The sequence below is a fragment of the Caballeronia sp. ATUFL_M2_KS44 genome, from assembly GCF_023630965.1.
Lineage (GTDB): Bacteria > Pseudomonadota > Gammaproteobacteria > Burkholderiales > Burkholderiaceae > Caballeronia > Caballeronia concitans.
Genome location: NZ_JALQEA010000057.1, coordinates 225210 through 248061 on the forward strand (window position 1 = coordinate 225210; position 22852 = coordinate 248061).

At 61.0% G+C, this 22852-nt stretch carries 21 protein-coding genes; 11 read left to right on the top strand and 10 right to left on the bottom strand.

Annotated elements, in window-relative coordinates; genetic code table 11:
* The first annotated feature begins 100 nt into the window (after nt 1-100).
* Complete coding sequence (locus NCR39_RS24740; protein WP_284507346.1) at nt 101-850, top strand: response regulator; 750 nt, start codon at nt 101-103, stop codon at nt 848-850.
* Here the strand turns inward: NCR39_RS24740 and NCR39_RS24745 are convergent.
* Both NCR39_RS24745 and NCR39_RS24750 read right to left on the bottom strand, forming a co-directional pair.
* Nucleotides 792-2591, bottom strand: a complete 1800-nt coding sequence (locus tag NCR39_RS24745; RefSeq protein ID WP_250454758.1) for an ATP-binding response regulator — start codon at nt 2589-2591, stop codon at nt 792-794. The two genes, NCR39_RS24740 and NCR39_RS24745, sit on opposite strands and share 59 nt — an antisense overlap.
* Before the next feature lie 202 nt (nt 2592-2793).
* A complete protein-coding gene (locus tag NCR39_RS24750) occupies nt 2794-3063 on the bottom strand; it encodes a hypothetical protein (protein ID WP_250454760.1) in 270 nt (89 codons plus the stop codon).
* Nucleotides 3064-3492: 429 nt separating this feature from the next.
* Between NCR39_RS24750 and NCR39_RS24755 the strand changes: the two genes are divergently transcribed.
* On the top strand, nt 3493-3843 hold the full coding sequence (locus NCR39_RS24755) for a winged helix-turn-helix domain-containing protein (RefSeq protein ID WP_250454762.1): 351 nt from the start codon (nt 3493-3495) through the stop codon (nt 3841-3843).
* 184 nt (nt 3844-4027) lie between these two features.
* On the top strand, nt 4028-6208 hold the full coding sequence (locus NCR39_RS24760) for a TonB-dependent receptor (RefSeq protein WP_250454765.1): 2181 nt from the start codon (nt 4028-4030) through the stop codon (nt 6206-6208).
* Between the two features lie 36 nt (nt 6209-6244).
* Here NCR39_RS24760 and NCR39_RS24765 read toward each other — a convergent pair whose 3' ends face one another.
* Nucleotides 6245-7345: an NADH:flavin oxidoreductase/NADH oxidase gene (locus NCR39_RS24765; protein ID WP_250454767.1), complete on the bottom strand. Its 1101-nt coding sequence runs from the start codon at nt 7343-7345 to the stop codon at nt 6245-6247.
* A gap of 269 nt (nt 7346-7614) precedes the next feature.
* Here NCR39_RS24765 and NCR39_RS24770 point away from each other — a divergent pair, with 269 nt between their 5' ends.
* The 8 genes from NCR39_RS24770 to NCR39_RS24805 all read left to right on the top strand — a co-directional run bounded on the left by NCR39_RS24770 (nt 7615) and on the right by NCR39_RS24805 (nt 14200).
* A complete protein-coding gene (locus tag NCR39_RS24770) occupies nt 7615-8370 on the top strand; it encodes a PadR family transcriptional regulator (protein WP_250454769.1) in 756 nt (251 codons plus the stop codon).
* A 10-nt stretch (nt 8371-8380) separates the two neighbouring features.
* Nucleotides 8381-9217, top strand: a complete 837-nt coding sequence (locus tag NCR39_RS24775) for a siderophore-interacting protein (protein WP_250454770.1) — start codon at nt 8381-8383, stop codon at nt 9215-9217.
* A gap of 52 nt (nt 9218-9269) precedes the next feature.
* Nucleotides 9270-10532 (top strand): LysR family transcriptional regulator, encoded by a 1263-nt coding sequence (locus NCR39_RS24780; protein ID WP_250454773.1) that lies wholly within the window; start codon nt 9270-9272, stop codon nt 10530-10532.
* Between the two features lie 145 nt (nt 10533-10677).
* Complete coding sequence (locus NCR39_RS24785) at nt 10678-11196, top strand: RNA polymerase sigma factor (RefSeq protein WP_250454774.1); 519 nt, start codon at nt 10678-10680, stop codon at nt 11194-11196.
* Nucleotides 11193-12014: an anti-sigma factor family protein gene (locus NCR39_RS24790; protein ID WP_250454776.1), complete on the top strand. Its 822-nt coding sequence runs from the start codon at nt 11193-11195 to the stop codon at nt 12012-12014. Before NCR39_RS24785 ends, NCR39_RS24790 begins: the two co-directional genes overlap by 4 nt.
* A gap of 45 nt (nt 12015-12059) precedes the next feature.
* A complete protein-coding gene (locus tag NCR39_RS24795; protein ID WP_250454779.1) occupies nt 12060-12878 on the top strand; it encodes an alpha/beta fold hydrolase in 819 nt (272 codons plus the stop codon).
* Nucleotides 12879-12925: 47 nt separating this feature from the next.
* Entirely contained in the window at nt 12926-13345 is a 420-nt protein-coding gene (locus tag NCR39_RS24800) for a hypothetical protein (RefSeq protein ID WP_250454780.1), read from the top strand.
* A gap of 129 nt (nt 13346-13474) precedes the next feature.
* Entirely contained in the window at nt 13475-14200 is a 726-nt protein-coding gene (locus NCR39_RS24805; RefSeq protein WP_250455172.1) for a DeoR family transcriptional regulator, read from the top strand.
* A gap of 6 nt (nt 14201-14206) precedes the next feature.
* On the opposite strand, the gene NCR39_RS24810 is transcribed toward NCR39_RS24805, so the two are convergent.
* The 7 genes from NCR39_RS24810 to NCR39_RS24840 all read right to left on the bottom strand — a co-directional run bounded on the left by NCR39_RS24810 (nt 14207) and on the right by NCR39_RS24840 (nt 22831).
* Nucleotides 14207-15226, bottom strand: a complete 1020-nt coding sequence (locus tag NCR39_RS24810) for an ABC transporter permease (RefSeq protein WP_502800281.1) — start codon at nt 15224-15226, stop codon at nt 14207-14209.
* A gap of 38 nt (nt 15227-15264) precedes the next feature.
* Nucleotides 15265-16794: a sugar ABC transporter ATP-binding protein gene (locus NCR39_RS24815; RefSeq protein WP_250454784.1), complete on the bottom strand. Its 1530-nt coding sequence runs from the start codon at nt 16792-16794 to the stop codon at nt 15265-15267.
* Between the two features lie 54 nt (nt 16795-16848).
* Nucleotides 16849-17853: an autoinducer 2 ABC transporter substrate-binding protein gene (locus NCR39_RS24820; RefSeq protein WP_040049172.1), complete on the bottom strand. Its 1005-nt coding sequence runs from the start codon at nt 17851-17853 to the stop codon at nt 16849-16851.
* Nucleotides 17854-17920: 67 nt separating this feature from the next.
* On the bottom strand, nt 17921-18964 hold the full coding sequence (locus tag NCR39_RS24825; protein ID WP_250454786.1) for an ABC transporter permease: 1044 nt from the start codon (nt 18962-18964) through the stop codon (nt 17921-17923).
* Nucleotides 18961-19896, bottom strand: coding sequence for a ribokinase (rbsK, locus tag NCR39_RS24830; protein WP_250454788.1), 936 nt, complete (start codon nt 19894-19896; stop codon nt 18961-18963). Before rbsK ends, NCR39_RS24825 begins: the two co-directional genes overlap by 4 nt.
* A complete protein-coding gene (locus NCR39_RS24835) occupies nt 19893-20366 on the bottom strand; it encodes an RbsD/FucU family protein (protein ID WP_250454790.1) in 474 nt (157 codons plus the stop codon). The genes rbsK and NCR39_RS24835 overlap by 4 nt, the downstream gene beginning before the upstream one ends.
* A 74-nt stretch (nt 20367-20440) precedes the next feature.
* Nucleotides 20441-22831, bottom strand: a complete 2391-nt coding sequence (locus NCR39_RS24840) for an aldehyde dehydrogenase family protein (protein ID WP_250454792.1) — start codon at nt 22829-22831, stop codon at nt 20441-20443.
* Between the last annotated feature and the right edge of the window lie 21 nt (nt 22832-22852).

A 22852-nucleotide genomic window follows, 5' to 3' on the forward strand; every position in this document is an offset into this window, starting at 1 on the left:
CGTGTAATATTGGCTGGCGGTCGCTCGTCACGGTCAGTCTCGATGCGATCACGGTTGCGTCATTCGCAATGACGATGCACGTATTGGCGGGGGCGATGAGATGCGCGTACTACTCGTCGATGACCACGAGCTATTTCGGGCCGGCCTCGCGCTGCTCATGAAAGAGCTTCTTCCGGATGTCGAACTGATTCATGCCAGTACGTTGTCGCAAGGCGTGAATCTGGCGATGACCGAACAGCCGGACATCGTTTTTCTGGATCTCGAACTTCCCGACGGCCACGGTTTCGACGCGCTCGTGCAGTTGAAAGCGGCGCGGCCTGCCCTGCCCGTCGTCGTGATATCGGCTGACGAAAGCGTGGAGACCGTCGGCCGATGTATCGAACTTCACGCCATGGGCTACGTGCCGAAATCGTCGTCGCCCGAAACCCTGCATGCCGCCATCCGTGCCGTCCTCTCGGGCGGCGTGTTCCTGCCCGCAGCGAGCATCGGCGGATTGCGACGCATGATCGACGCCGACGACGCTCCGGCGCGCGAATCAGGACACGCACCGCCGAACGCTCACGGAGAAATCTGGGACGCGCCGGGTCTCGGCCTCACGCCCCGCGAATTCGAAACGCTGGCGTGGATCGTGCGCGGTCTTCCATCCAAAGCCATTGCGTCGAAGATGGGGCTCGAAGACGTCACGGTGCGAAAACACATCAGTCATCTGCTGGCGCACTTCACCCTGCGGCGTCGCACGGAACTCATCGTCATGCTGGCGGACAAGGGCATCACGCTCGGTTCGCTTACGGTCAGCGATCCTTCGCCAGGTCGGAAACCGGCTGCCGGTGAGCGGCGACGTATCGGCTGATCTCCGCGAGCAACTCTTCCGGCGCGGTGGACTTGCGCAAAAGCACGAACGGTTGAGGAAAGTCGCGAAGGACGCGATCGGACAGGAGTTCGCCCGTGATGAACGCAACGGGAATCGCGCCCGCCCAGGCGAAGTGACGCCTGATCCGGTGGGCCAGATCTTTGCCGGTGGTGCCGTCGCGCAGCCGGATATCGGTGACGATGAGATCGGGAATGCGGCTGTCGTCTTCGAGAATGACGTCGAATCCGGCTATCGAATCCGCAGCGTGCACGAGCGCGCCGGCACTCGAAAATAGACGCCGCAAGCCTTCGAGGACACTCGATTCATCGTCACACAAGAGCATGTACGTGCCAGTGAGATCGGGCGTGCAGACATCGCGATCCTGATCGTTCGCACCGGCCACCGGCGTCGATTCGGACACCGTGGCGTAGAGAGAAAAACGCGATCCACGCCCTTCGACCGATGCGAAACTCATGCCATGCCCCGGCAGAATGCCGACGACACGCTGCACGATCGACAGCCCCAGTCCCAGCCCTTTCGAACGATCGCGCCCCGGATTGTCGATCTGATAATACTCGGAGAAGATTGCCTCGCGATGCGCAGAGCCGATACCTACTCCCGTATCCCACACATCGATGCGCACGCGCTCATTCAATCGCACCCATCCGAGCACGACTCCGCCCGACGACGTGTTCTTGATCGCATTCGATACGAGATTGGCCAAGGCCCGCTTGAAAAGCGATCTGTCCGTTTCGATGGACGGCGGCAATCGTCGCCGCATCGCGATTCTGAAATCGATGCCCCGCAGTCGCGCCATTTCCCGATATTGCTTGAACACTTCGGTCAGCACGTCATACGTGTTGACAGCCGTAAGACGAGGCGAATAGGAGCCAAGCTCGCTGTAATCCTGAATGTCCTTGAACATATCGAGGATATCGAACGCGGTCTCCTCGATGACATCGAGATCGCGCTCCACCGCGTATCCGTCCCTGATACGCGTGCGGGCGCTTCGAATGAACAGGTTGATCGCGGCAAGCGGCTGCTGGATGTCGTGATACGCCGATGAAAAGAACCGTTCCTTCTCCTTCACGAGTTCCTGCATGCGCCTGTTCTGCTCGATGATCGCGCGCGACGCCGCTTCGACACGCGCCTTGGCCGCGCGCAAGGATCGCCGATACATGAATTCGCGTCGCGCGGCGCGTTCCAGCGGAATACTGACGAGCAAGCCGACGATGAAGGTCATCGGCACCATCGTCGCGTGCGAAATGACGGAATCGAGGCGCACGCTGACAGGCTGTCCGCTCGGCCTGAGATAAAGCATCACCAGGTAGCTCGCAATGCATATCCCGAGCAACTTCGCGGCCGTGACCACCCGGAGCCGAAACGCCATGAAGATCATGAAGAGGCAGAACGTCAGGATCGGGTAGGCTTCTTTCCAGGCCAGATTGTCCGGATAGATCTGGACCATCCTCAGGACGGCAAACCAGCAACTGATTGTCCAGACGCTGAGCAGTGCGACCGCCCAGCGTTCGTCGAGCGCGCGTGGAGTCCATAACAGCACGGGCACCGTCATTCCGATTGCCCCGGCAATGCGCAAGAAAATGAGTTCGCCATGGTGCCGATGAGAGGGATCGAGCACGCCTAGCCGCCCGAAATCCGCGATGGAGAACACGATCCATAGCGCAGTGAAGATGGCAATCGCGAGCCGCCGCTGTCCAAAGAAACGCCGCGCGTAGTCCATTCGGAACGCACGCTCCTGAGCCGCTGATTTGAACGTGTGCACCTTTAATCGTGGCCACCCCATGGCGATACTCCCGAGTCCCCGCCTTTCTTGCGTAACGCTATCACTTCGGGACAACAAACAAAAGTTAGCCGCGCATTCACTGCCATTCGCGAGCGATTCTTCACGTTCGTAATCATCTTCTGCCCGGTCGTGTTTTCGATTAGCTGCCCCCTTTATAGATGTCGAGCATTTTTGCCGCCCCGCCGCTGGCCTGGAAATCGCTCAGTTCGCGCATTACGTCCGCGCGCGATTTTTGCTGTGTCATTGACGTACCGGACGTGGGCGGCGATGTCATGTTCGTGGACGCCTGAGCACTGCTTTCGGGCATGGCCGCCTGGTCTTGCCCCGATGTGGACTGGGCGAAGCTGTCCACGGCTGAGATACTGAGTGCAACAACCAAGCAAGCCACCGAAAAATTACCTCGCCTCATGATCGTTCTCCTCTAAACGAGTGGAATCAGCGCGCACGGTTTTGCCGATCGCACCATCGGACACAGAATTTCTTTCGATGACCGAATGTCTTTCGACGACGGCCATCGAGTGGAATATTGCTAAAAAGCGATGGGCGCAGCCACGGGCATTCGTAGCTGTGTGCGCGAAGAGTTGTATCTTTCTTAGCCCTGCGAACCGCTACATTTGTAGGAAAACGGCTTCTGTGATGCGAGTGAAGTCGCGTTGTTGAACAACGGACGTGCCCCTGATGGCAACTCCGGCAAGTGGACGCTTCGCGTCTTCCCGATGCCTCTGCTTCGCGAATGATGCTAGTATTTGCTTATCATTTTGATAAGCACGCTGCGTCGCTCGATCTTCTTTTTTGCCCTCGATGCGATGACCGAATCATCCCCTTCAGTGGTTTCTACATGGCCCAAGAGAGCTTCGATGCCTATTTCCGCTTCCTGAATCTGGCTCACGCGGTCCAGGCATTGCCCTCGGTGCCGCAACTCGACGCCGTCGAGGAACGCTTGCTGGAAGCACTCACGGCGTCGTGGCATGCGGGGCGTGCGCTGACCGTCACGGAAACGATGGCGCTATCGGCCGCCGGCGCGCCGGCCACCGTGCATCGCAAGTTGACGAGTCTGAAGAACCAGGGTCTCGTATCGGTCGACGAAAACAGCGGCGATCTGCGCATCAAGACGGTCACACCCACGCGCAAGGCGCTGGCGTATTTCGAAGAGCTGGCGGCATGTCTTGAAGAGGCGAAGAAGCGCTAAGCGCCGCTGCAACGCCCTACCACAAAGCTGCACCGGGAACGTTATAATTCGTCGCCTCCCGGCGCATGCGCGCAGTAAATTTTTCCATCGAGCCGAATCCCTCCGGAGAGCGGGGACGGCCAGCAGTATCCGACAGCCTCTGTAGCAATCGCAGGTGTTGTGCTGCATCCAGACCGCGATTGTCATGTCCTTCCCTGATACCGAAGTCGTTCATCGCCGCCATGCTTCGACGGCGGCGAGCGTGCTTTTCCTGAGCCTCGTTCTTGCTCCCGGCGTTCGCGCGGATGAAAGCGATCCGGGCGCGCAACAGTTGAAGCCGATCATCGTCAGAGCGGAAAAGCTGCCCGCGCCCGAAGAGCGCACGCCTGTCGCCATGAGCGTCTATGGCAATGCCTTCATCGACAGCACAGGCGTGAGCGATATCAAATCGCTTGCCACGATCGCGCCGGACGTAAGCTATGCGCAGGTGCAAACCGTCGTGCCCGTGCTGACGATACGCGGCATATCGAGCCGCGACACGACCGAGGTCGGCGATCCGTCCGTGGTCGTCGTGACGGACGGCAGCTCGAACAATCGCCCGTATGCATTGAGCGGCACGCTCTACGATCTCGATCACATCTCGGTGCTGCGCGGACCGCAAGGCACGCTGTACGGGCGCAACGCGGTGGGCGGCATCGTCGATATCGTGACGGCGAAACCATCGCGGAATGCCGAGGGCCGCGCATCGGTCGATCTCGGCAACTACGCGACGCGCAATCTGGAAGCGATGGTCAACGTTCCGGTGAACGACGTCCTGCAGTTTCGCGTGGCCGCCATCTCGCGACGTCACGACGGCTATCTGAACAACGCGCCGCAGGCGGACGGTGACGACGAGAACACGCGCTCTGGGCGACTCTCCGTCGCGCTCGAACCGACCTCGCATCTGCGCATGTTGTTCACCGCGCAACAGACGACGTTGAAGGGCGTCGGCCCCGTTTCGCTCGACATTCCCTATATCTACGACGCGAACGGCAACCTCTCCCACGACAAGCCGCCCTTCTCGGCCGATCCGCGCACGTTCACGTATGCGACGCCGCAATCGCAAAGCATCGACGATACGGTCGTGCGATGGAGCGTCGCTTATGACTTCCCCAACGTCGAACTGAGCTATATCGGCAGCTACGACAATCTGACCTGGCATCACGCAGCGGACAGCAGCCCGAGCTTCGCCGAGCCGGTGTCGTACCGGCAGAACGAGTTTCCGAAGACGCTGAACCAGGAAGTGCGCGTGAGTTCGCTCGACAATGAGCGGTGGTCGTGGCAGGCGGGTGTGTCGTACTTTCGCGAGTCGTCGTCGCTCAATAGCGCGAACGAATCGCCGTTCGACGGCGGCGTGTATCTGCCCACGCTTGCGTTCGCGTACGGCATCCGCACGACATCGACGGCGGCTTATGGACAGTCCTCGTACCGCGTGACCGACAAGATCAAGCTGACCGCGGGCATGCGCGTCACGCGCGACGAAAAGAGCCGCGATGGCGAATACTTCTTCGCCGATTCGAACGAGCCGCCGTTCGTCTATACGCACGTGCCGCAGGACAACGCCGGCACCTGGTCGAAGCCGACGGTGCACCTCGCGGCCGAATACGCGCCCACCTCGGCGGTGATGAACTACATTCGCTACGACACCGGCTACAAGTCGGGCGGCTTCTCTTCGTCGGGATCGTATGCGCCGGAGACGCTGCGCGGTATCGAGATCGGCACGAAATCGTTGTGGAACGCGCAGCGCGTGCAGATCAACGCGAGCGTCTTCGACTATGACTATTCGGGCCAGCAGATCTCGCAGCTCGTGCCGTTCGCGGACGGGCGCACGGGAACGAGCATCGTCAACGCGGGGCGCACGCACATTTATGGCGCCGACGCCGATATCCGCGCGCTGGTCGATCACGTCGGCCTGCTGACGCTGTCGGTGGCGTGGCTGCACGCGCGCTTCACCGATTTCGTCGTCGACGATGGCAGCGGCCAGAACGTGCAACTCGCCGGCAATGCGCCGCCGCAGAGCCCGGCGTTCACGGTCGGCTTCGGACTCGAACATGCGTGGATGACGACGGCGGGACGCATCGTCGGCCGCGTGGACGCGAAGTTCCAGAGCGGCCAGCACTTCACGGTCTACAACTACGCGGACGACTATCAGAAGCCGTATCTGACCGCCGATCTCTCGGCGACCTGGATGCCGAACCGCAAGGACATCGAGTTGATGGCCTACATCCGCAACGTGACGAATCAGCGCGTGTTCACGGCCGCCGAGGAATACACGTTCGATGACTCGTATCGTTATGCGTTCGCGGCGCCGCGCACCTTCGGCGTCAAGGCGACTTACTTCTGGTGATGCGCGCGGCGGCGCGCATCGCGATGCGGGCGAGCGTTACTCGGCGACCGCGTATCGTTCGAGCCAGTGCGCATAGGGCGCGGGAAGCACCCACGACGGCCGCTCGATCTTCAACTTCTTCGCCGCGTGATACGGCCAGTGGGGATCGGCCAGATGCGCGCGACCGATCATCACCAGATCGAGCTGCTCCTGCGCCACGGCGCGTTCCGCGTTGGCCGGCGAGTCGAAGCCCCACGCCGAGGACACCGGAATGTTTGCCTCGCGCCGGACGCGCTCCGCAACGGGCGCGAGAAACGCCGGCCCCCACGGAATGCTCGCCTTGGGCGTGGAGAAACCGATGCTCACGCTCAACATGTCGAGACCGTCGCTGCGCAGCGCCTTCACGAGATCGATCGACTCCTGCAGCGTCTCTTCATCGCGGCCGTCGTATTCGATGACCCCGAAGCGCGCCGTGAGCGGCAAGCGCTCCGGCCATACCTCGCGGACCGCCTGAAAGGTCTCGCGCAGGAAGCGGCCGCGACGAATCGCGTCGCCGCCGTACTCGTCGTCCCGCTGATTCGCATGGACAGAGAAGAAGCTCTGCGCCAGATAGCCGTGCGCGAAATGCAATTCGAGCCACTCGAAGCCGGCCTGTTTCGCGCGACGGGCGGCGGCTGCAAAATCCGCCTTGACCCGCTCGATGTCCGCGAGCGTCATTGCCTTGGGCACCTTCGGCAAGTTGGCGCCGAATGCGATTGCCGAGGGCGAGAAAGTGTCCCAGCCGCGCCGGTCGTCGTCGGCGATATGGTCGTCGCCTTCCCACGGGCGATTGGCGCTTGCCTTGCGTCCCGCGTGCGCGATCTGAATGCCCGGCACCGCGCCGGCTGCCTTGATCGCAGCGGCGATGCGCGCCATTCCTTCGATTTGCGCATCGTCCCAGAGACCGGTGCAACCCGGCGTGATGCGGCCTTCCGGCGCGACGCCGGTCGCCTCGACGATCACGAGGCCCGCGCCGCCACGGGCGATGCTTGCGTAGTGCGCGAGGTGCCAGTCGTTGACGAAGCCGTCGTTCGCGCGGTACTGGCACATCGGCGGAATGGCGATGCGGTTGCGCAGCTTGACGTCTTTGAGTTCGATCGGTGAAAAGAGTGCGGACATAGTGTGTTCGGGTGAGCCCAGATCATGCGGAAGAAGAAGGATAAGGGTAAACGTGGATCTCTGCTTCGACGTGCCGCGCTCGTCCATCGCGTGGAAAAGGCCGGGCGATGCAGCAAGAACGCCGCGCTTGCGCGTCTCATCGGCAGGCACCACGGCTGATTCGTTCCGCTCGTTTGGCTCGCGCATCGCACGCCCGAAAACATCCTTGACAGACACTCTTACGATATATATCTTTAGATATGTTTTACGATATCCACAGGAGTGTGATCATGAAATCCCGAGGTTTTCATCGATGCAACCGCGCCGGTGCGCCCGGCCCCGAACGGCATTTTGAATTCGATTCGCCCTTCCGAGCCGCGTGGTTCATGTTCGAACGCTGGGGCATGGTCGGCCGGCATCGGCACGGCGGCGGGCGGTTCGGCGGAGGCGGTGGCTTTGGAGGGATGGGCGGATTCGGCGGCGGTCCCGACGACATGGGCGGCATGCCGCGTGGCCGCAAGTTTTCATCGGAGGACCTGCAACTGCTGCTTCTCGCGATGCTCGAAGAGGCCCCGCGCCACGGATACGAACTCATCAAGGCCCTGGCGGACCGCTCCAACGGCTTCTATGCGCCGAGTCCCGGCATGGTCTACCCCGCGCTCACGTATCTGGAGGAACTCGGCCACGCAACCGTCGAACTGGAAGGCAACCGCAAGCGCTATGCGCTATCGGAGTCGGGCCGCGCGTATCTCGCTGCGAACCGTGAGCGCGTCGATCTGATGCTCGCGAGGCTTTTGCATTTTGCACGCAAGATGGACCTCGTACGCCGCGCCTACGCGGGCGAGGATCCGGACGACGCCGCAGCCGACGGCGGCTGGGCGCCCGAACTGATCGCCGCGCGGCACGCGTTGAAGCGCGCCTTGCTGCTGCGCACCGATGCATCGCAGGAAGAGCAGCGCCGTATCGCGGCCATTCTCGCGCGTGCCACGGCGGAGATCGAACAGGGCGACGCGAATCCGCAAGCAAAAACACAGGCCAACGATTAAAGACCACACGATGAATCATTCCGCGACGAACGAGCGGCAAGACCGCTCCAATCTGGAAGTCACGCGCGTGCGCCATGCGCTCAAGTTCCGCCTGCTTCAAGTGAAGCGCGTGCATGCAATGAACCCGCGTTTCATCCGCGTGACGTTCACCGGCGAAGCGCTTGCCGACTTCGAAACCGCATCTTTCGACGATCACGTGAAGGTTTTTTTCCCGCACCCCGGCGAGACGATGCCCGTCATTCCCGAAGCGGGCCCCGACGGTCCCGTGTTCGATCCGGCGAAGCCCAAGCCCATCGCGCGCGATTTCACACCGCGGCGTTTCGACCGCGAGGCGCTCGAATTGGATATTGAATTCGCTTTGCACGAAGCCGGTCCGGCGACGGCGTGGGCGTCGCAGGCCGCGCCGGGTCAAACTCTCGGCATCGGCGGGCCGCGCGGCTCGTTCGTCGTGCCGTCGCATTTCGACTGGCATCTTCTGATCGGCGATGAAACCGCCCTGCCCGCCATCGCGCGTCGTCTCGAAGAACTGCCCGAAGGCACGCGCGCGGCCACGCTGATCGAAGTCGCCGATCCTTCTGCGCGCATCGAACTGAATTCGCGCGCCGATCTCTACGCGCAATGGTGTTACCGCAACGAGTCCGCGCAATCGGGCGATGTGTTGTCCGCGCTGCGCGAGTTGTATTTGCCCGATGGCGAAGGTTATGTGTGGGCAGCCGGCGAAGCGACGCTCATGCGTTCGGTGCGCCAGTTGCTTTGCGACGAACGCGGTATCGACAAGCGGCGCATCCGTGCCTCCGCTTACTGGAAGCGCGGCGAGCTTGGCGTGCATGGAACCATCGACGATTGAACGGCAAGCGATAAATTAAACTGATGCCCGCCCCTTTCCTTTGGCAAGTTCCATGGACACCCGCGAACTGCTCAATCTCGCGTACTTGCGCGCATTCAGACTCGTGGTCCAGACCGGCAGCGCCACGCGCGCGGCATCTGCGCTCTTTCGCGCGCAATCCGCCGTGACCCGCTCGCTGCAGGAACTCGAATCGGCGGTAGGCGAAACGCTGCTCGAACGCCGTCCATCGGGCATGTTGCCTACGCCCGCCGGACGCGCTGTTCTATTGCGTTGCGAGCGCATATTCTTCGAACTCGAAACGCTCGCGCAATGGTGCGCCGCGCGGCAGTCGCGTCGGCGCTCGGCATCGGGAAATGCGTTGCCGGCGTTTCTGTTGAACACGCGGCGGCTGCAATTGTTTTCCGCACTGGCGCGTCATCGTCACATGCCGAGCGCCGCGCAAACACTCGGCCTCAGTCAGCCCGCCGTCAGCAGCGCCATACGCATCATGGAAACCGGCGCGGGCATGCAGTTGTTTCATCGCAGCCCGCGCGGCCTGTTGCTCACGAGCGAAGGCGAAACCTTCGTGCTGCACGTGCGCCGCGCGCTCAATGAGTTGCGGCATATTCCCGATGATCTGGCCGCCTTGCGCGGGACCATTCAGGGTTATGTCACCGTCGGCGCGCTGCCGCTTGGCAGAACCCTGATTCTTCCCGGCGCGATTGCGCGCGTTGCCGCTCAATATCCGGGCGTGCGAATCGCAACCGATGAAAGCGCGTACGAACCGCTCGTCGCCGGATTGCGGGCGGGCGATATCGACTTCGTACTCGGCGCGCTAAGAGCAAACGATGCATCGAGCGGCCTCGCGAACGAGCGTCTCATGTCGGAGGACATGGTGGTCATTGCACGGCGCGATCATCCGTTAGCGAGCAAGCGCGACCTGACGCTCAAGGAATTGATCGCAGCCCAATGGGTCTTGCCACGCAGCCACGCACCCGCGCGGGGCATATTCGAAGCGCAATTCAGGCGCCTCAAGCTCAAACCGCCGATGCCCACTGTCGAGACGGCGGACCTCGCCATCATTCGCGGCTTGCTGGCTCGTACGGACATGCTTGCCGCCGTTTCGGCCCAACAATTGCACTATGAATGCGAGGCGGGACAACTCGTCGTGCTCGACATCGCCATGCAAAACACGCGGCGCGATATCGGCCTCACGATGCGCGCGGGCAGCACGCCTTCACCGGCCGCGCGTGCGTTGATCGACGCGATACGGCTGACCGTCGATCAGTTGCGGCACACATCGGGTATCGTCAAGGAAGCGACGAACATCGCATAGAGCGCGCACACTCTATTCAGCGACCGTCTGTCTCTGGAGAAAATAATTCACTAAAAGCGGGAATAAAATGCCGGCGCGCCTGTTCATCTCTTTGAATGACCGCAGTTGATAACGGCTGCGACGGGCAATGAGCGACGGATCGAACATGGACATCCGCAATGACTTGATGGAGCACGTGCCGCGATTGCGCCGATACGCGCGCGCGCTCCTGACCAACCGCGAACTCGCGGACGATCTCGTACAGGACACACTCGAACGCGCCCTCTCGCGAAGCAAGATGTTCGAAGCCGGCACCGATCTGCGCGCGTGGCTTTTCACGATCATGCATAACGTGTTCGTCAATCAACTCAGCAAGGCGTCGGCGCGCGCGGTGCATGTTTCAGTCGACGACGACGCGTTCCGCGAGAGCGATTTCGCCGCACCCGGCGACCAGTTGCGTTCCCTCGAAGTGCGCGATCTCGACTATGCGTTGCAGCGCCTGCCCGCCGAGCAGCGTGAAGTCATCTTGCTCGTCGGCCTGGAAGAGATGAGCTACGCGGAAGTGGCGATCGCGCTGGACGTGCCCGTCGGCACGGTCATGTCCCGGCTCTCGCGCGGCCGCGAACGACTAAGAGCATTCATGGCGGGCGCGCAGCCCGGAGCAAAACTGAAGGTGGTGCGATGAGCGAGCAACCGACTGCTATCAGCGAAGAAGAAATTCATGCATATGTCGATGGCGCACTGTCCTCGGAACGTCGTGAGCAGGTTCAACGTGCAATCGAATCGAATCCCGCGCTGGCTGCGCGCGTAAGCGATTATTTCTCGCTGAATAACATGTTTCATGAGCGTTACGACCGTGTGCTGAACGAGCCCGTGCCGTCTCGTTTGCGCGCGCTGGAGCGCAAGCGGCGCACATGGAGCATCGCCAGTTGGCCGCAATTCGCGGGCCTTGCTGCGACGCTCGTGCTCGGCATCGGCATCGGTGCAGGCTTCGGATTCGGCATGCACGCGTATGGGCCGTGGTCGAATGCATCGCAGTCAATTGCGCTCGGCGCGGACAACAACGAAACCATGGCGCGCGAGGCCGCGCTTGCGCATGTGGTGTATATGCCGACGGTCGATCGTCCGGCGGACATGAGCCAAGGCCGCGAAGAAGAATTCGTGCAGTACCTGTCGAACAGGCTGGGAACGGACGTGCATCCGCCCATGCTCACCAAGAGCGGATTTCAATTGATGGGCGGCCGGCTCATTCCCGGCGATGACGGTCCAATGGCTCAATTCATGTACCGCGACGCAAGAGGCGAACGCGTGACGCTTTGCATTTCCCGTCGCAAGACAAGCGCGAATACGACTGCATTCAAGCTGTATCAGGATGGCCCGGTCAGTGTGTTCTATTGGGTCGATGGCGATTTCGGTTATGCAGTGTCGGGCGGCATCGACCGGCAAGTCATGCTGGAACTCGCACACGACGTCCATTCGCAATTGACAGCGTCGCCGGGCTAAGCGGTCTCTGTTAATCTTGGGCGCATCCAAAGACCTTGGAACGCCATGAACGACCACGTGACATTCGCTCGACTCAATTGCGGCCCTTATCCGCTTGACATCGAGTATCAATGGATCAACGCTGAACGCACGGATGCGCCAATCGCGCTCTTTCTGCATGAGGGCCTGGGGTCAATTGCCTTATGGAAAGATTGGCCCAAGTCCTTGTGCGACCGTCTTGATTGCCGTGGCCTGGTTTATTCGCGTCCCGGCTATGGACGCTCGACACCGCGACCACGGCACGAGAAATGGCCGGTCGACTTTCTGCATCGTCAAGCGCAAGCCGTGCTGCCTGCATTCCTCGATGCGCTCGCCATCGATCATGCCGAGCGGGCGCGCATGTGGGTTATCGGTCATAGCGACGGCGGCTCCATCGCGCTGCTCTATGCAAGCGCATTTCCCGAAGCACTCGCAGGCGCGGCCGTGCTTGCGCCGCATACGTTCGTCGAAGCAATGACCGTGGATGCAATCGCCAACGCAAGAATCGCCTATGAAACGAGGGGCTTTCGCGCAAGGCTCGCCCCCTATCATGAAGACGTCGACTCGGCTTTCTACGGATGGAACGATGCCTGGCTCGCCCCCGAATTTCGTCATTGGGATATTGCGGCAACGCTTGCATCGATCAAGCGGCCGCTGCTTGCCATTCAGGGTTGCGACGACGAATATGCATCGATGGAGCAGATCGACAGGATCAACGCGTACGTTCCACACGCGCAACTCGCGAAGCTGCCGAATTGCGGACACTCGCCTCATCGCGACGCTGCGAGTGCGGTGAACGATGCAATCTCGCATTTCGTCGAAGTATCGGGCAAGCATCTAGCTTAAGGGCTAGGATCAGGCGATCCATCGAACGCCGATCAAGGAGAACCGCCATGCTACTGACCGATGAAGAACTTGCCCGCCTTCAGCCTGTCGCGCCGTTCTTGCAAAGCGAAGCGCGCACATCGCTCGAAGCCGAAGCGAATTATGAAGTGACAATGGAACTGGAGAATCATCTTCAGCCCGGCCTGCGAATCCGCGCTCCGGAGTCACCGGCAACCACGCTCGAAGTCGACGCTCCGCCTTATTCCTTGGACCTCTTCGTCGGCTTGCCGCTTGCGGAGTTGCGGACGTTGGCGAATGCCAATGAACGCGAACGTAATGATGCGATCGCCCTGTTCGGCGCAACATTTTCCCCGCGTCTTTTGAGAGCCATCGCAAAGATGACGCCTCACGAGATCGATCTCGATGCGGGCGTGCAAAGCGAAGCCGGCACGCTGTCCGTCATGCTGGACGAAGCCGAAGCGATCTAGATTCCCACTCCGTATTTACCCGCTATGCACAGTCAAGGCGCACGACGATGCGCCTTGCATTGTTATAATTCTTTCAACTCACGACTAAAATCTAACACCGCGGCGACGCGTTGCGAGACTGCGAATTCAATGGCCAAGAGCGACCGCCTACGCACGCTTTCCAGCGCGCTAGAGAAACAAAACGTCATGCGTCTGCGCGATGCGGCGGCACTTTTAGGCGTATCCGAAATGACGGTTCGTCGGGATATTGCAGCACATCCCGGCCAATTCACTTACCTTGGCGGTTATATCGTCAGCGCAGCGGATTTACCGAACGCGGCGGGCTACACCATCGACGAAGAGAAGGATCACTTCGCGCAGGCGAAGGCCATTGCATCCGGCCATGCGGCGCATCTCCTGATGGACAGCGAAACCATTTTCATCGATTGCGGCACGACGCTGACCACGCTTGCTCGTCACATTCCCGCCGAAATGCATTTGACGGTAGTGTGTTATTCACTCAACGTCGCGGAGATTTTGCGGCGCAAGCCCAATGTCCGCATGATTTTGCTTGGAGGCGTATATGTGCCTTCGTCCGAATCGTTTGCAAGCGATGAAAGTGTGGAGACATTGAGACGCATGGGCATCAACAAGGCGTTCATGTCGGCGGGCGGCGCCGACGAAGCGCGCGGTGTCACGTGCTGGAATTTCCATGAAGTGGCCATCAAGCAGGCCGCCATGGCGAGCGCCGTGGAGCGGCATCTCGTCGTCGATTCGAGTAAGTTCGGCAAGGTGAAAGCCGTGCGCTTCGCTGAACTTGCCGAGTTCGATTCGATCATCACCGAAAAGGGACAGGCGCAGCAAAAGCGCGCCTGACCGAACTTACTGCCTGCGTCCAAGAGCGAACAGCGTTCCCGCGACGAGAATAAACGCGCCGATAATCACCTTCTGCCACGTGCTAGGCACGCCCACCAGAATCAGCACGCTATTGATGAGCGTCACGAGCACGACGCCAAGCAGCGTGCCGATGACCGTACCCGTGCCGCCCGTGATGCGCGCGCCGCCGAGAATGACAGCAGCGATCACATCGAGCTCCGTGCCGACGAGATCGAACGGATTCGCGAGCCGGTTAGTCGATACGTGCAGAATGCCCGCGACGCCCGCCAGCAAACCGGTATAACCGAATACGAAGAGATGAATGGCGCGCAGGTTATAGCCCAGACGCTCCGCAATGGCGAGACTGCCGCCCATTGCATACACGCCGCGACCCATCATCGTTCGATTGAGCAGCCACCACGTGACGACGGCTGCAATCACGAGCGCAAGCACCGACACGGGCAACACCGCACGCAGTCCGTCGGCCGTGTGATAGAAGAAGAGCGGCAAGCGGCCGAACGTATCCATGCTGTGCGGAATATTCATGAAGAATTGCGTGCCGACGAACGTCAGCAGCAAACCGCGAAACAGATACTGCGTGCCGATGGTGACGATCAGCGAAGGCGCTTTTAGCCGATGCACCAGCATCCCATTGACGATGCCAAGCAGCACGCCGCCCACCGCGCCCGCAAGCAGAATAAAGACGAACGGACAGTCCGGCCACCATGCGAATACGGCCTTGGTGATGGAATACATCGTCAAGGCGGCGATGGCGGTGAACGACACGTCGATGCCGCCCGATGCCAGCACCACGAGCGTGCCCAGCGCAAACAGCGATACGGTCGTCGCCGAATGCAGCATGTCGAACAACGTGGCGAACTGAAAGAAGCGCGGGTTGAGGCTGCCCACGATCAAACACGTGACCAGTATTAGCCCGAGCGTAAACCACTCCGGGTTGCGCATCAGTTGCGCATACAGATTGCCCTTGCGCACACGCGGAGAGACATCGCTCACTGCTGGCGCCATCGTCTCGTTTCCTGCGCGGCGGACGGATTCACTCATGCTCATGCTGCCTCTGAAAGTAGCGCGTGATAAAGATCGGCCTCGTTCAGGCGGTCCGCACGATACTCACTCGCAATGCGGCCTTTCTTCATCATCAATATGCGGTCGCAGTTCTGCAGCAGTTCGGGCAAGTCGTCACTGATCAAAATAATGCCGATGCCCTCTTTGGACAGCCGCTGCATGATGCGGTAAATAATGTCCTTCGAACCCACGTCGACGCCCACCGTCGGTCCGTGCAAAATGAGCACGCGCGGATCGATTGCCAGCCAGCGGCCGATCAGCACGCGCTGCTGATTGCCCCCTGATAGCGATTGCACCGGCTTGTCGACATCGGGCGTCGCGATCTGCAAGTCTTTCACGGTGCGCTCGGCAAGCGCTTGCGCACGCTTGCGATCGATCTGGCCGAAGCGGTCGCGCAAGCTCGCGATCATCGCGGTAACAACGTTGTCGCGTATCGGCTTGTCGAGAAATAAGCCTTCGTTCAGGCGGTCTTCGGGCACATAGCCAATGCGCTGCGCCTTCGCGTCCGCTGGCGAATGCAGCCGCACGCGCATGCCGTCGAGTGTCACCATGCCGGTATCCGCCGGTGCGACGCCGGCCAGTGCGCGCGCCAGTTCGTTGCGCCCGGAGTCGAGCAATCCGGTCACGCCGAGAATTTCGCCCTTGTGCAAGGCAAACGACACATCCGCGAACTGGCCTTTACGTCCCAGGCCCTTTACATCGAGCACCACTTGCGACGCATGGGCATCGCTCTCATCGCGGTAGCGCTCCGTCGAAAGATGCTTGCCCGTCATGAGTTCGCTGATCTGTGCCTTCGTATAGTTTTCGATCGGACCTTGCGCCATTTTCTGGCCGTCGCGCAGCACGATGACTTCGCCGCCGATCGCATAACACTCGTCCAGCTTGTGACTGACGAAGAGCACCGCAACGCCTTGAGCGCGCAGCTTGCCCAGCACCGCGATCAGGTTGTCCACTTCCTTTTGAGTGAGCGAGGTCGTCGGTTCATCCATGATGACGAACTTCGCTTCACTGGCAATGGCGCGTGCAATCGCCACGAGCTGACGCGTGGCCAGCGGCAATTGCTCGATCAAAGTCTTTTGAAAATTCAGATCGCCCGGCAAGCCGACAGCTTCGAGCGCGCGCGCGGCGGTGGCGGCAAGCGCGCGACGATCGAACGTGCGCGCGAGCTTTCCCGCGTGTTCGGCAAGCTCGGATGTCAGCGCGACATTCTCTGCCACGCTCATATTGGGCAGCAACGACAAGTCCTGATAGACCGTCTCGATGCCAGCCGAAAGCGCATCCAGCGGCGAGAGGCGTGCATGACGCGCGCCTTCTATCACGAGTTCGCCTTCATCCGGCGGCTGCGCGCCCGAAATGATCTTGATGAGCGTGCTCTTGCCGCAGCCATTCTCGCCGAGCAAGTGATAAATCTGCCCGCGCTCGAACGCAAGGCTCACGCCGCGCAGCGCATAGACGCCGGTAAAGCGCTTATGAATGTCGACGACTTCGAGAAGCGGTGTCTCTATGGTCATGGCGTATGTTTTCGCGCGGCGCGTGCCTGAAACTCACGCGCCGCAAGCATTACATCAGAACGGGTATTGCTTGTAATTCGTCTTGTCGACATCTACCCAGCCGGTGCCGCGCACGATCACACCCTTGCCCGGACCCTTGCTCACAGTGACTTTGTTATAGCCGGGAATGCCGAGATCGGCGCCATTCTGAACCGTCTTGCCGTCGACGAGCATTTGCGCGACCTTGTTCATCGCGATACCCGCGAGCTTCGGATCCCAGAAGGCAATGCCGTTGATCGCGCCGCTCTCGAGGAACTTACCCGCTTCCGTCGGCAAGCCGGTGCCATAGACGCAGATCTTGCCGACCTTGCCCGCTTCTTCGACCGCGCGGCCAATGCCGATCACATCCAGCGACGAGGAACCCTGGAAGCCGGTCAGGTCCGGATGCTTGCGCAAGACTTCCTTGGCAACCTGATAAGCGCGCTCGCCGTCGTTATTCGTTTCGAGCTTCGGCTCGACGAGATCCATCTTCGGATACTTGGCCTTTGCGTTGCCGATGCCGCCATCGGCCCATTGCACTTGCGAGCGGCTGCCGAGCGAGCCGACCAGCACCGCCCACTTGCCCTGCTGCCCCATGCACTTCGCAAGCCGTTCGTTCAGACCCGCGCCATAGGCGGTATTGTCGAACGCTTCGATGTCGACCATCGTGTTCTTCGCATTGTCGGCTTCATGCGTGACGACCTTGATGCCGCGATCCATCGCTTTCTTGAGCGCGGGTTCGAGCGTCGGCGGATCGTAGGGAACGACTGCGATCGCAGTGACTTTCTTCGCGATCAGATCTTCGATGATCTTGAGCTGCTGCGCGGCATCGGCGCGGCCCGGTCCGGTCTGATAGACGTTGATATTCGGATTCTCTTTACCGAATTCCTTCACGCCGTCGTCCATGCGATTGAACCAGTTGATGCCGGTCACTTTCACCACGGTCACGATCGTCTCGTTAGTGGCGGCTTGCGCGGCTGCAATCGCGCCTGCGGCAAGCGCGATTGCCGTAAGAGCGGTGCCGAATTTCTTGAGCTTCATTGCGCTGTCTCCTTTATGTTTCGAATGGCTCTCGATTGGTCTTTTAAAGAAAATCACATGGCGAGTATCAACGTCCCGTCGATGCAGGCGGCGGCGGAACTTTAGTCGTAGGCGCGGCGCCGCCGATGCCGAAGATCGCACGGACGCGTTCGCCACCAGCGAACGCGAGCGAAGCGAGCAGCAGAAACCCCCAAGCGCAATCGCCGAAGAACTGCGACACGCCAAGCAGGTTGAAGAGGCTCGACAGGAACTGCAGCACGGTCGCGGCGAGAAATACACAGACAATGCGGCCATAGCCACCTGCCGGATTCACGCCTCCCATGACCGCGATGAGAATGGCAATCAGCAGATACGAATTGCCGTAGTCCCATTTTGCGCTGGACGTATGCGTCGCACTGATGAGACCGGCAAGCGATGCAAGCACGCCGCACATGCCATAGGTGAGAATCAGCATGCGTGCGCGCGGAATACCCGCATAGAACGCGGCTTTCGGATTGGTGCCCATCAAATAGAGCCGCAAGCCGAACGGCGTGCGCTTGAGTATCCAGCCGAGCAGCAAGACGGCGGCGATGAAAATCCAGAATGCGATCGGCACTTGCAGGAATGTCCCGTTGCCGATATTCGATAGAGGATCGACGTACTCGACGCGTACCGAAGCGCCATTGCTCAATACCACTGCGATGCCGGTGAACAGCAATTGCGTGCCGAGCGTGCAAAGAATGGGAGTGAGTTTTAGTTTGGCAATGACAACGCCGTTGAGCAAGCCGCCGATCAAACCCATCGCCACGACGATGCAGACGAACACCGCCGTGTACAACGCGGGCGAATCGTCGGCGGATACCAACTGCGGCAACAGCATTGCCGCGACCATGCCCGAGAGATTGGCTAGCCCCACACCCGACAGGTCGATGCCGCCATTGCCCGATACCATCGAAAGCATGATGCCGAGCGCAAGCAGGCCGAGTTCGGGCAACTGTCCGCCCATGGACTGCAGGTTGTCGATGTCGAGAAACTGGCCGTGCGAAAGCCACGTCGCGACAACGATCACCAGTAAGTTCACGCCGACAAGAAAGTTGAATTGCCGGTCGGCGAGCCACTTCGACGCTTTCATTGCGTGACGCTCCTTTCAGCGAGCAGCGCGTTGATCTCATCGAGGCGCGGCATGGAAGGCGCGGTGCCCGCGCGTGTCACCGAAATGCTCGCGAGCGCGCAGCCGAAACGCACCGCATCCAAGGCACTTTCGCCACGTGCGAGCGCCGCTGCGAAGCCGCCGGTGAAGCCATCGCCTGCACCGGCCGTCTCCACCACACGCCCGCAATCGAATGCCGGCACCAGCACCGATTCATTCGCGGTATGCAGTAGCGCGCCCGCTTCGCCGAGCGTGATGATCGCGGCGCGAACGCCCTTCGCTAAGAGCATATTCGCGGCGCGACGCGCATCGTCGACAGAACTTACTGTGATGCCCGTCAATGCCGCCGCTTCCGTTTCATTGGGGGTGATGTAGTCGCAAAGCGGATAGATGTCGTCAGTAAGCGGCACAGCCGGTGCGGGATTGAACACCGTCGCCACGCCATGCTTTCGTGCCAGTTCGAGGCCGCGCCGCGCAGCAGGAATCGGTTGCTCGAGTTGCGTGACGAAAACGGCTGCGCGTGAGATATCGTCTTCGATTGCATCGACATCTTCCGGGCCGAGCGTGCCTGCCGCGCCCGCCGCGACGATGATTGCATTGCCGCCCGTGTTCTCGTCGACATAGATATGCGCGGCGCCCGTGGCCACTTCGTCCATGACAGTAGCGCGCGAACTGATGCCTTCGGCAGCCCACGTGGCTCGCGCGATGTTGCCGAACGCATCGTTGCCAATGCGCGTGCAGAAGATCACGTCCGCGCCCGCACGCGCTGCCGCGACAGCCTGATTAGAGCCTTTGCCGCCCGGCCCCATTGCAAAAGCGGACCCCGCTACCGTCTCGCCGAGCAAGGGCATGCGTTGCGCGCGAAACGCAAGGTCCGTCACGTAGATGCCGAGAATGACGACGCTACCGCTCATCGTGCGTCCCCTTGCGGTGCATCGGGCGCAAGCTGAACGCCCTTCTTGAAGATGAAGCAGCCATAGCCGCGTCCTTCGCCTGTCGCAATCACGCAATAGGCTTTCTTTGCGCGCTCATAGAAAGCGAATCGTTCGATCGGTGCGAACGGCAATGCACGCCCTTCCGCTGCATCCACTTCGCGTTGTGCTTCGCGCTGCACGGCGGGTAGCGCGGATGAATCGCCGACGACTTCCATACGGCCCGCGGGATCATCGACGAAAGTATCCAGCGGCATTACCGACAACACCGCACGCACGACACGCGGCGCATTCGCACCATCGGCGCGCAGGAGCTTGCCCAGCACCGTTTGGCGCGCGACGGAATCGGCAGGAAAATTCGCGTCGCAAATCACGACTTCATCGCCATGACCCATCGCGGCAAGCGCGTAAAGGATATCGGCGTTCAACAGCGGATCGATGTTCTTCAGCACAGCGTCTCCTCCATGCGAAGGGCGTGTCTCGTTCGCAATCTACGCCCAATAAACTCACTGATTCAATGCCTCGATCAATCTCCGTAAGGCACCCAGATATTCTTGACCTGTACCGACTGACGCAAGAACGGCAAGCCTTCACTCGATGCATCGTGCCAGTCGTACACGCGGCCCTGATCGACGAACGTGCGCTTGAGATTGCCGACCGACTCGCGCTCGACCATCGCCGAGAGCGCGAGGCCGTGAAAGCACCATAGCGCATCGACGTCGTCGTGTCTTGCGAGCGTATGCGCGAGCGTGCGCGCATCGCCGGTGACGATATTGAGCGCTCCGCCCGGCACGTCCGACGTTTGCGCAACCTGATAAAAGTCGGTCGCCATCAGCGGACAGGTTTCGCTCGGCACCACCACCACGCGATTTCCCAGCGCAAGCGCAGGCGCGACCAACGATACGAAACCGAGCAGGGGCGCTTCATCGGGACACACGATACCCACCACGCCAAGCGGTTCATGCATTGCAAGCGCCACGCCATGCAGCGGCGGTGCATGCACCGCGCCATCGAACTTGTCGGCCCATGCCGCGTACGTGAAGAAACGCGCGATCGATGCGTCCACTTCGCGCTTCGCATCGCGCTCGTTACAGCCGGCGCGAAGAGTGAGTTGCCGAGTGAATTCATCGGCACGCGCACTCAGATTTTCCGCCAGGTAATACAGCACTTGCGCGCGATTATGCGCGGTCGCCGCCGACCATTTCGTCATGCCGCGCGCCGCAGTCACCGCATCGCGAATGTCCTTGCGACTGCCATCGCCCACTTCTCCGACGATCGCGCCCGACGGCGCGCGCACGATCCGCGAATATCCGCTATCGGGACGCGTCTGCTTGCCGCCGATATAAAGCTTCGCGGTGCGGTCTATCGCACTGACATTGCCCGCATCCGTCAGTGAGTCCGATTGCGGAGAAAGCGCTTTCGATTCATCGCGTACCGGCAGCTTGGACCAGGCGCGCGGCTTGAGATATTCGTAAATGCCCTCGCGTCCGCCTTCCCGGCCGAAGCCGGACTCGCGATAACCGCCGAAACCCACGGCTGCGTCGAAGAGATTCGTCGCATTGATCCACACGACACCGCATTGCAGGCGCGGCGCGACATCCAGTGCCCGGCTGATGTTCTCGCTCCACACGCTTGCAGCGAGGCCATAGCGCGTATTGTTCGCGAGGGCGACGGCTTCTTCCGGCGTGCGGAAACTCATCGTCACGAGAACCGGCCCGAAGATTTCTTCTTGCGCAAGCGTCGAAGCGGGCGCAACGTTGGTCACGAGCGTCGGAGGGAAAAATGCGCCGCCTTCAGGCAATGCGAGACGCGACGGCTGATGAATGGCGCAGCCTTCGCTTTGCCCTCTTTCGACGAGCGCGCGAATGCGTTCGAGCTGCACGTCATCGACAATCGCGCTCATGTCGATGCCCTTGTCGAGCGAATGCCCCACACGCAGCGTTTCCATGCGGCGCTTGAGCTTGTCGATGAATTGCGCTTCGACGCCTTCCTGCACGAGCAATCGCGAACCCGCGCAGCACACCTGGCCCTGATTGAACCAGATTGCATCGACCACGCCTTCGACGGCGGAATCGATATCGGCATCGTCGAATACGATGAACGGCGACTTGCCGCCCAGTTCCAGCGTGAGCGACTTGCCCGATCCGGCAGTCGTCGCACGAATCTGCCGACCGACTTCCGTCGATCCCGTGAACGCGATCTTCGCGACACGTGGATGTTCCACCAACGCGGCGCCCGTGCGGCCATCGCCGGTCACGACGTTGAGCACGCCCTTCGGCAAGCCCGCGCGATGCGCCAGCTCCGCGAAGAGCAGCGCCGTCAGCGACGTATATTCCGCAGGCTTCAGCACGACGCAATTGCCGAGCGCGAGCGCGGGCGCGATCTTCCACGCGAGCATCAACAACGGGAAGTTCCACGGCACGATCTGCCCGATCACACCGAGCGGCGCCCAGTCCGCGAACTCGCGGTCCTGCAACTGCGCCCATCCCGCGTGATGCAGAAAGTGCCTTGAAACAAGGGGTATATCGATATCACGCGACTCGCGGATCGGCTTGCCGTTGTCGAGCGATTCGAGCACGGCAAAGAGACGGCTATGCCTTTGCACCATCCGCGACAAAGCATAAAGATGGCGTGCGCGGCCTGCGCCGCCCAAGGCTTGCCACGATTCGAGCGCGCCGTGTGCGGCCTGCACGGCTGCGTCGACATCCGTGCCCGCGCCCTGAGCAATCGATGCAAGCACGCGGCCTGTCGCCGGTTCGCGCGAATCGAATCGCTCGTCATCGGCGCCTTCTCGCCACGCGCCATTGATGAAGTGACCGAAGCGGCCGGCGTGTTCGTCGAGCCATGCGCGCACGGCGCTATCGTCTTCCGGTGCGGGTCCGTATTCCATCGAAGAAAAGTATTCGGCTACGCTCATGAGGCTTTCTGTGTGAGTGCT

Bases quoted from the DNA above. Each gene is read 5' to 3' on its own strand.
- NCR39_RS24740 (WP_284507346.1), top strand. From the start codon at position 101: ATGCGCGTACTACTCGTCGATGACCACGAGCTATTTCGGGCCGGCCTC.
- NCR39_RS24755 (WP_250454762.1), top strand. From the start codon at position 3,493: ATGGCCCAAGAGAGCTTCGATGCCTATTTCCGCTTCCTGAATCTGGCT.
- NCR39_RS24745 (WP_250454758.1), bottom strand. From the start codon at position 2,591: ATGGACTACGCGCGGCGTTTCTTTGGACAGCGGCGGCTCGCGATTGCC.
- NCR39_RS24800 (WP_250454780.1), top strand. From the start codon at position 12,926: ATGCTACTGACCGATGAAGAACTTGCCCGCCTTCAGCCTGTCGCGCCG.
- NCR39_RS24775 (WP_250454770.1), top strand. From the start codon at position 8,381: ATGAATCATTCCGCGACGAACGAGCGGCAAGACCGCTCCAATCTGGAA.
- NCR39_RS24790 (WP_250454776.1), top strand. From the start codon at position 11,193: ATGAGCGAGCAACCGACTGCTATCAGCGAAGAAGAAATTCATGCATAT.
- NCR39_RS24840 (WP_250454792.1), bottom strand. From the start codon at position 22,831: ATGAGCGTAGCCGAATACTTTTCTTCGATGGAATACGGACCCGCACCG.
- NCR39_RS24760 (WP_250454765.1), top strand. From the start codon at position 4,028: ATGTCCTTCCCTGATACCGAAGTCGTTCATCGCCGCCATGCTTCGACG.
- NCR39_RS24825 (WP_250454786.1), bottom strand. From the start codon at position 18,964: ATGAAAGCGTCGAAGTGGCTCGCCGACCGGCAATTCAACTTTCTTGTC.
- NCR39_RS24815 (WP_250454784.1), bottom strand. From the start codon at position 16,794: ATGACCATAGAGACACCGCTTCTCGAAGTCGTCGACATTCATAAGCGC.
- NCR39_RS24750 (WP_250454760.1), bottom strand. From the start codon at position 3,063: ATGAGGCGAGGTAATTTTTCGGTGGCTTGCTTGGTTGTTGCACTCAGT.
- NCR39_RS24805 (WP_250455172.1), top strand. From the start codon at position 13,475: ATGGCCAAGAGCGACCGCCTACGCACGCTTTCCAGCGCGCTAGAGAAA.
- NCR39_RS24765 (WP_250454767.1), bottom strand. From the start codon at position 7,345: ATGTCCGCACTCTTTTCACCGATCGAACTCAAAGACGTCAAGCTGCGC.
- NCR39_RS24820 (WP_040049172.1), bottom strand. From the start codon at position 17,853: ATGAAGCTCAAGAAATTCGGCACCGCTCTTACGGCAATCGCGCTTGCC.
- NCR39_RS24780 (WP_250454773.1), top strand. From the start codon at position 9,270: ATGGACACCCGCGAACTGCTCAATCTCGCGTACTTGCGCGCATTCAGA.
- NCR39_RS24785 (WP_250454774.1), top strand. From the start codon at position 10,678: ATGGACATCCGCAATGACTTGATGGAGCACGTGCCGCGATTGCGCCGA.
- rbsK (WP_250454788.1), bottom strand. From the start codon at position 19,896: ATGAGCGGTAGCGTCGTCATTCTCGGCATCTACGTGACGGACCTTGCG.
- NCR39_RS24770 (WP_250454769.1), top strand. From the start codon at position 7,615: ATGAAATCCCGAGGTTTTCATCGATGCAACCGCGCCGGTGCGCCCGGC.
- NCR39_RS24795 (WP_250454779.1), top strand. From the start codon at position 12,060: ATGAACGACCACGTGACATTCGCTCGACTCAATTGCGGCCCTTATCCG.
- NCR39_RS24810 (WP_502800281.1), bottom strand. From the start codon at position 15,226: ATGGCGCCAGCAGTGAGCGATGTCTCTCCGCGTGTGCGCAAGGGCAAT.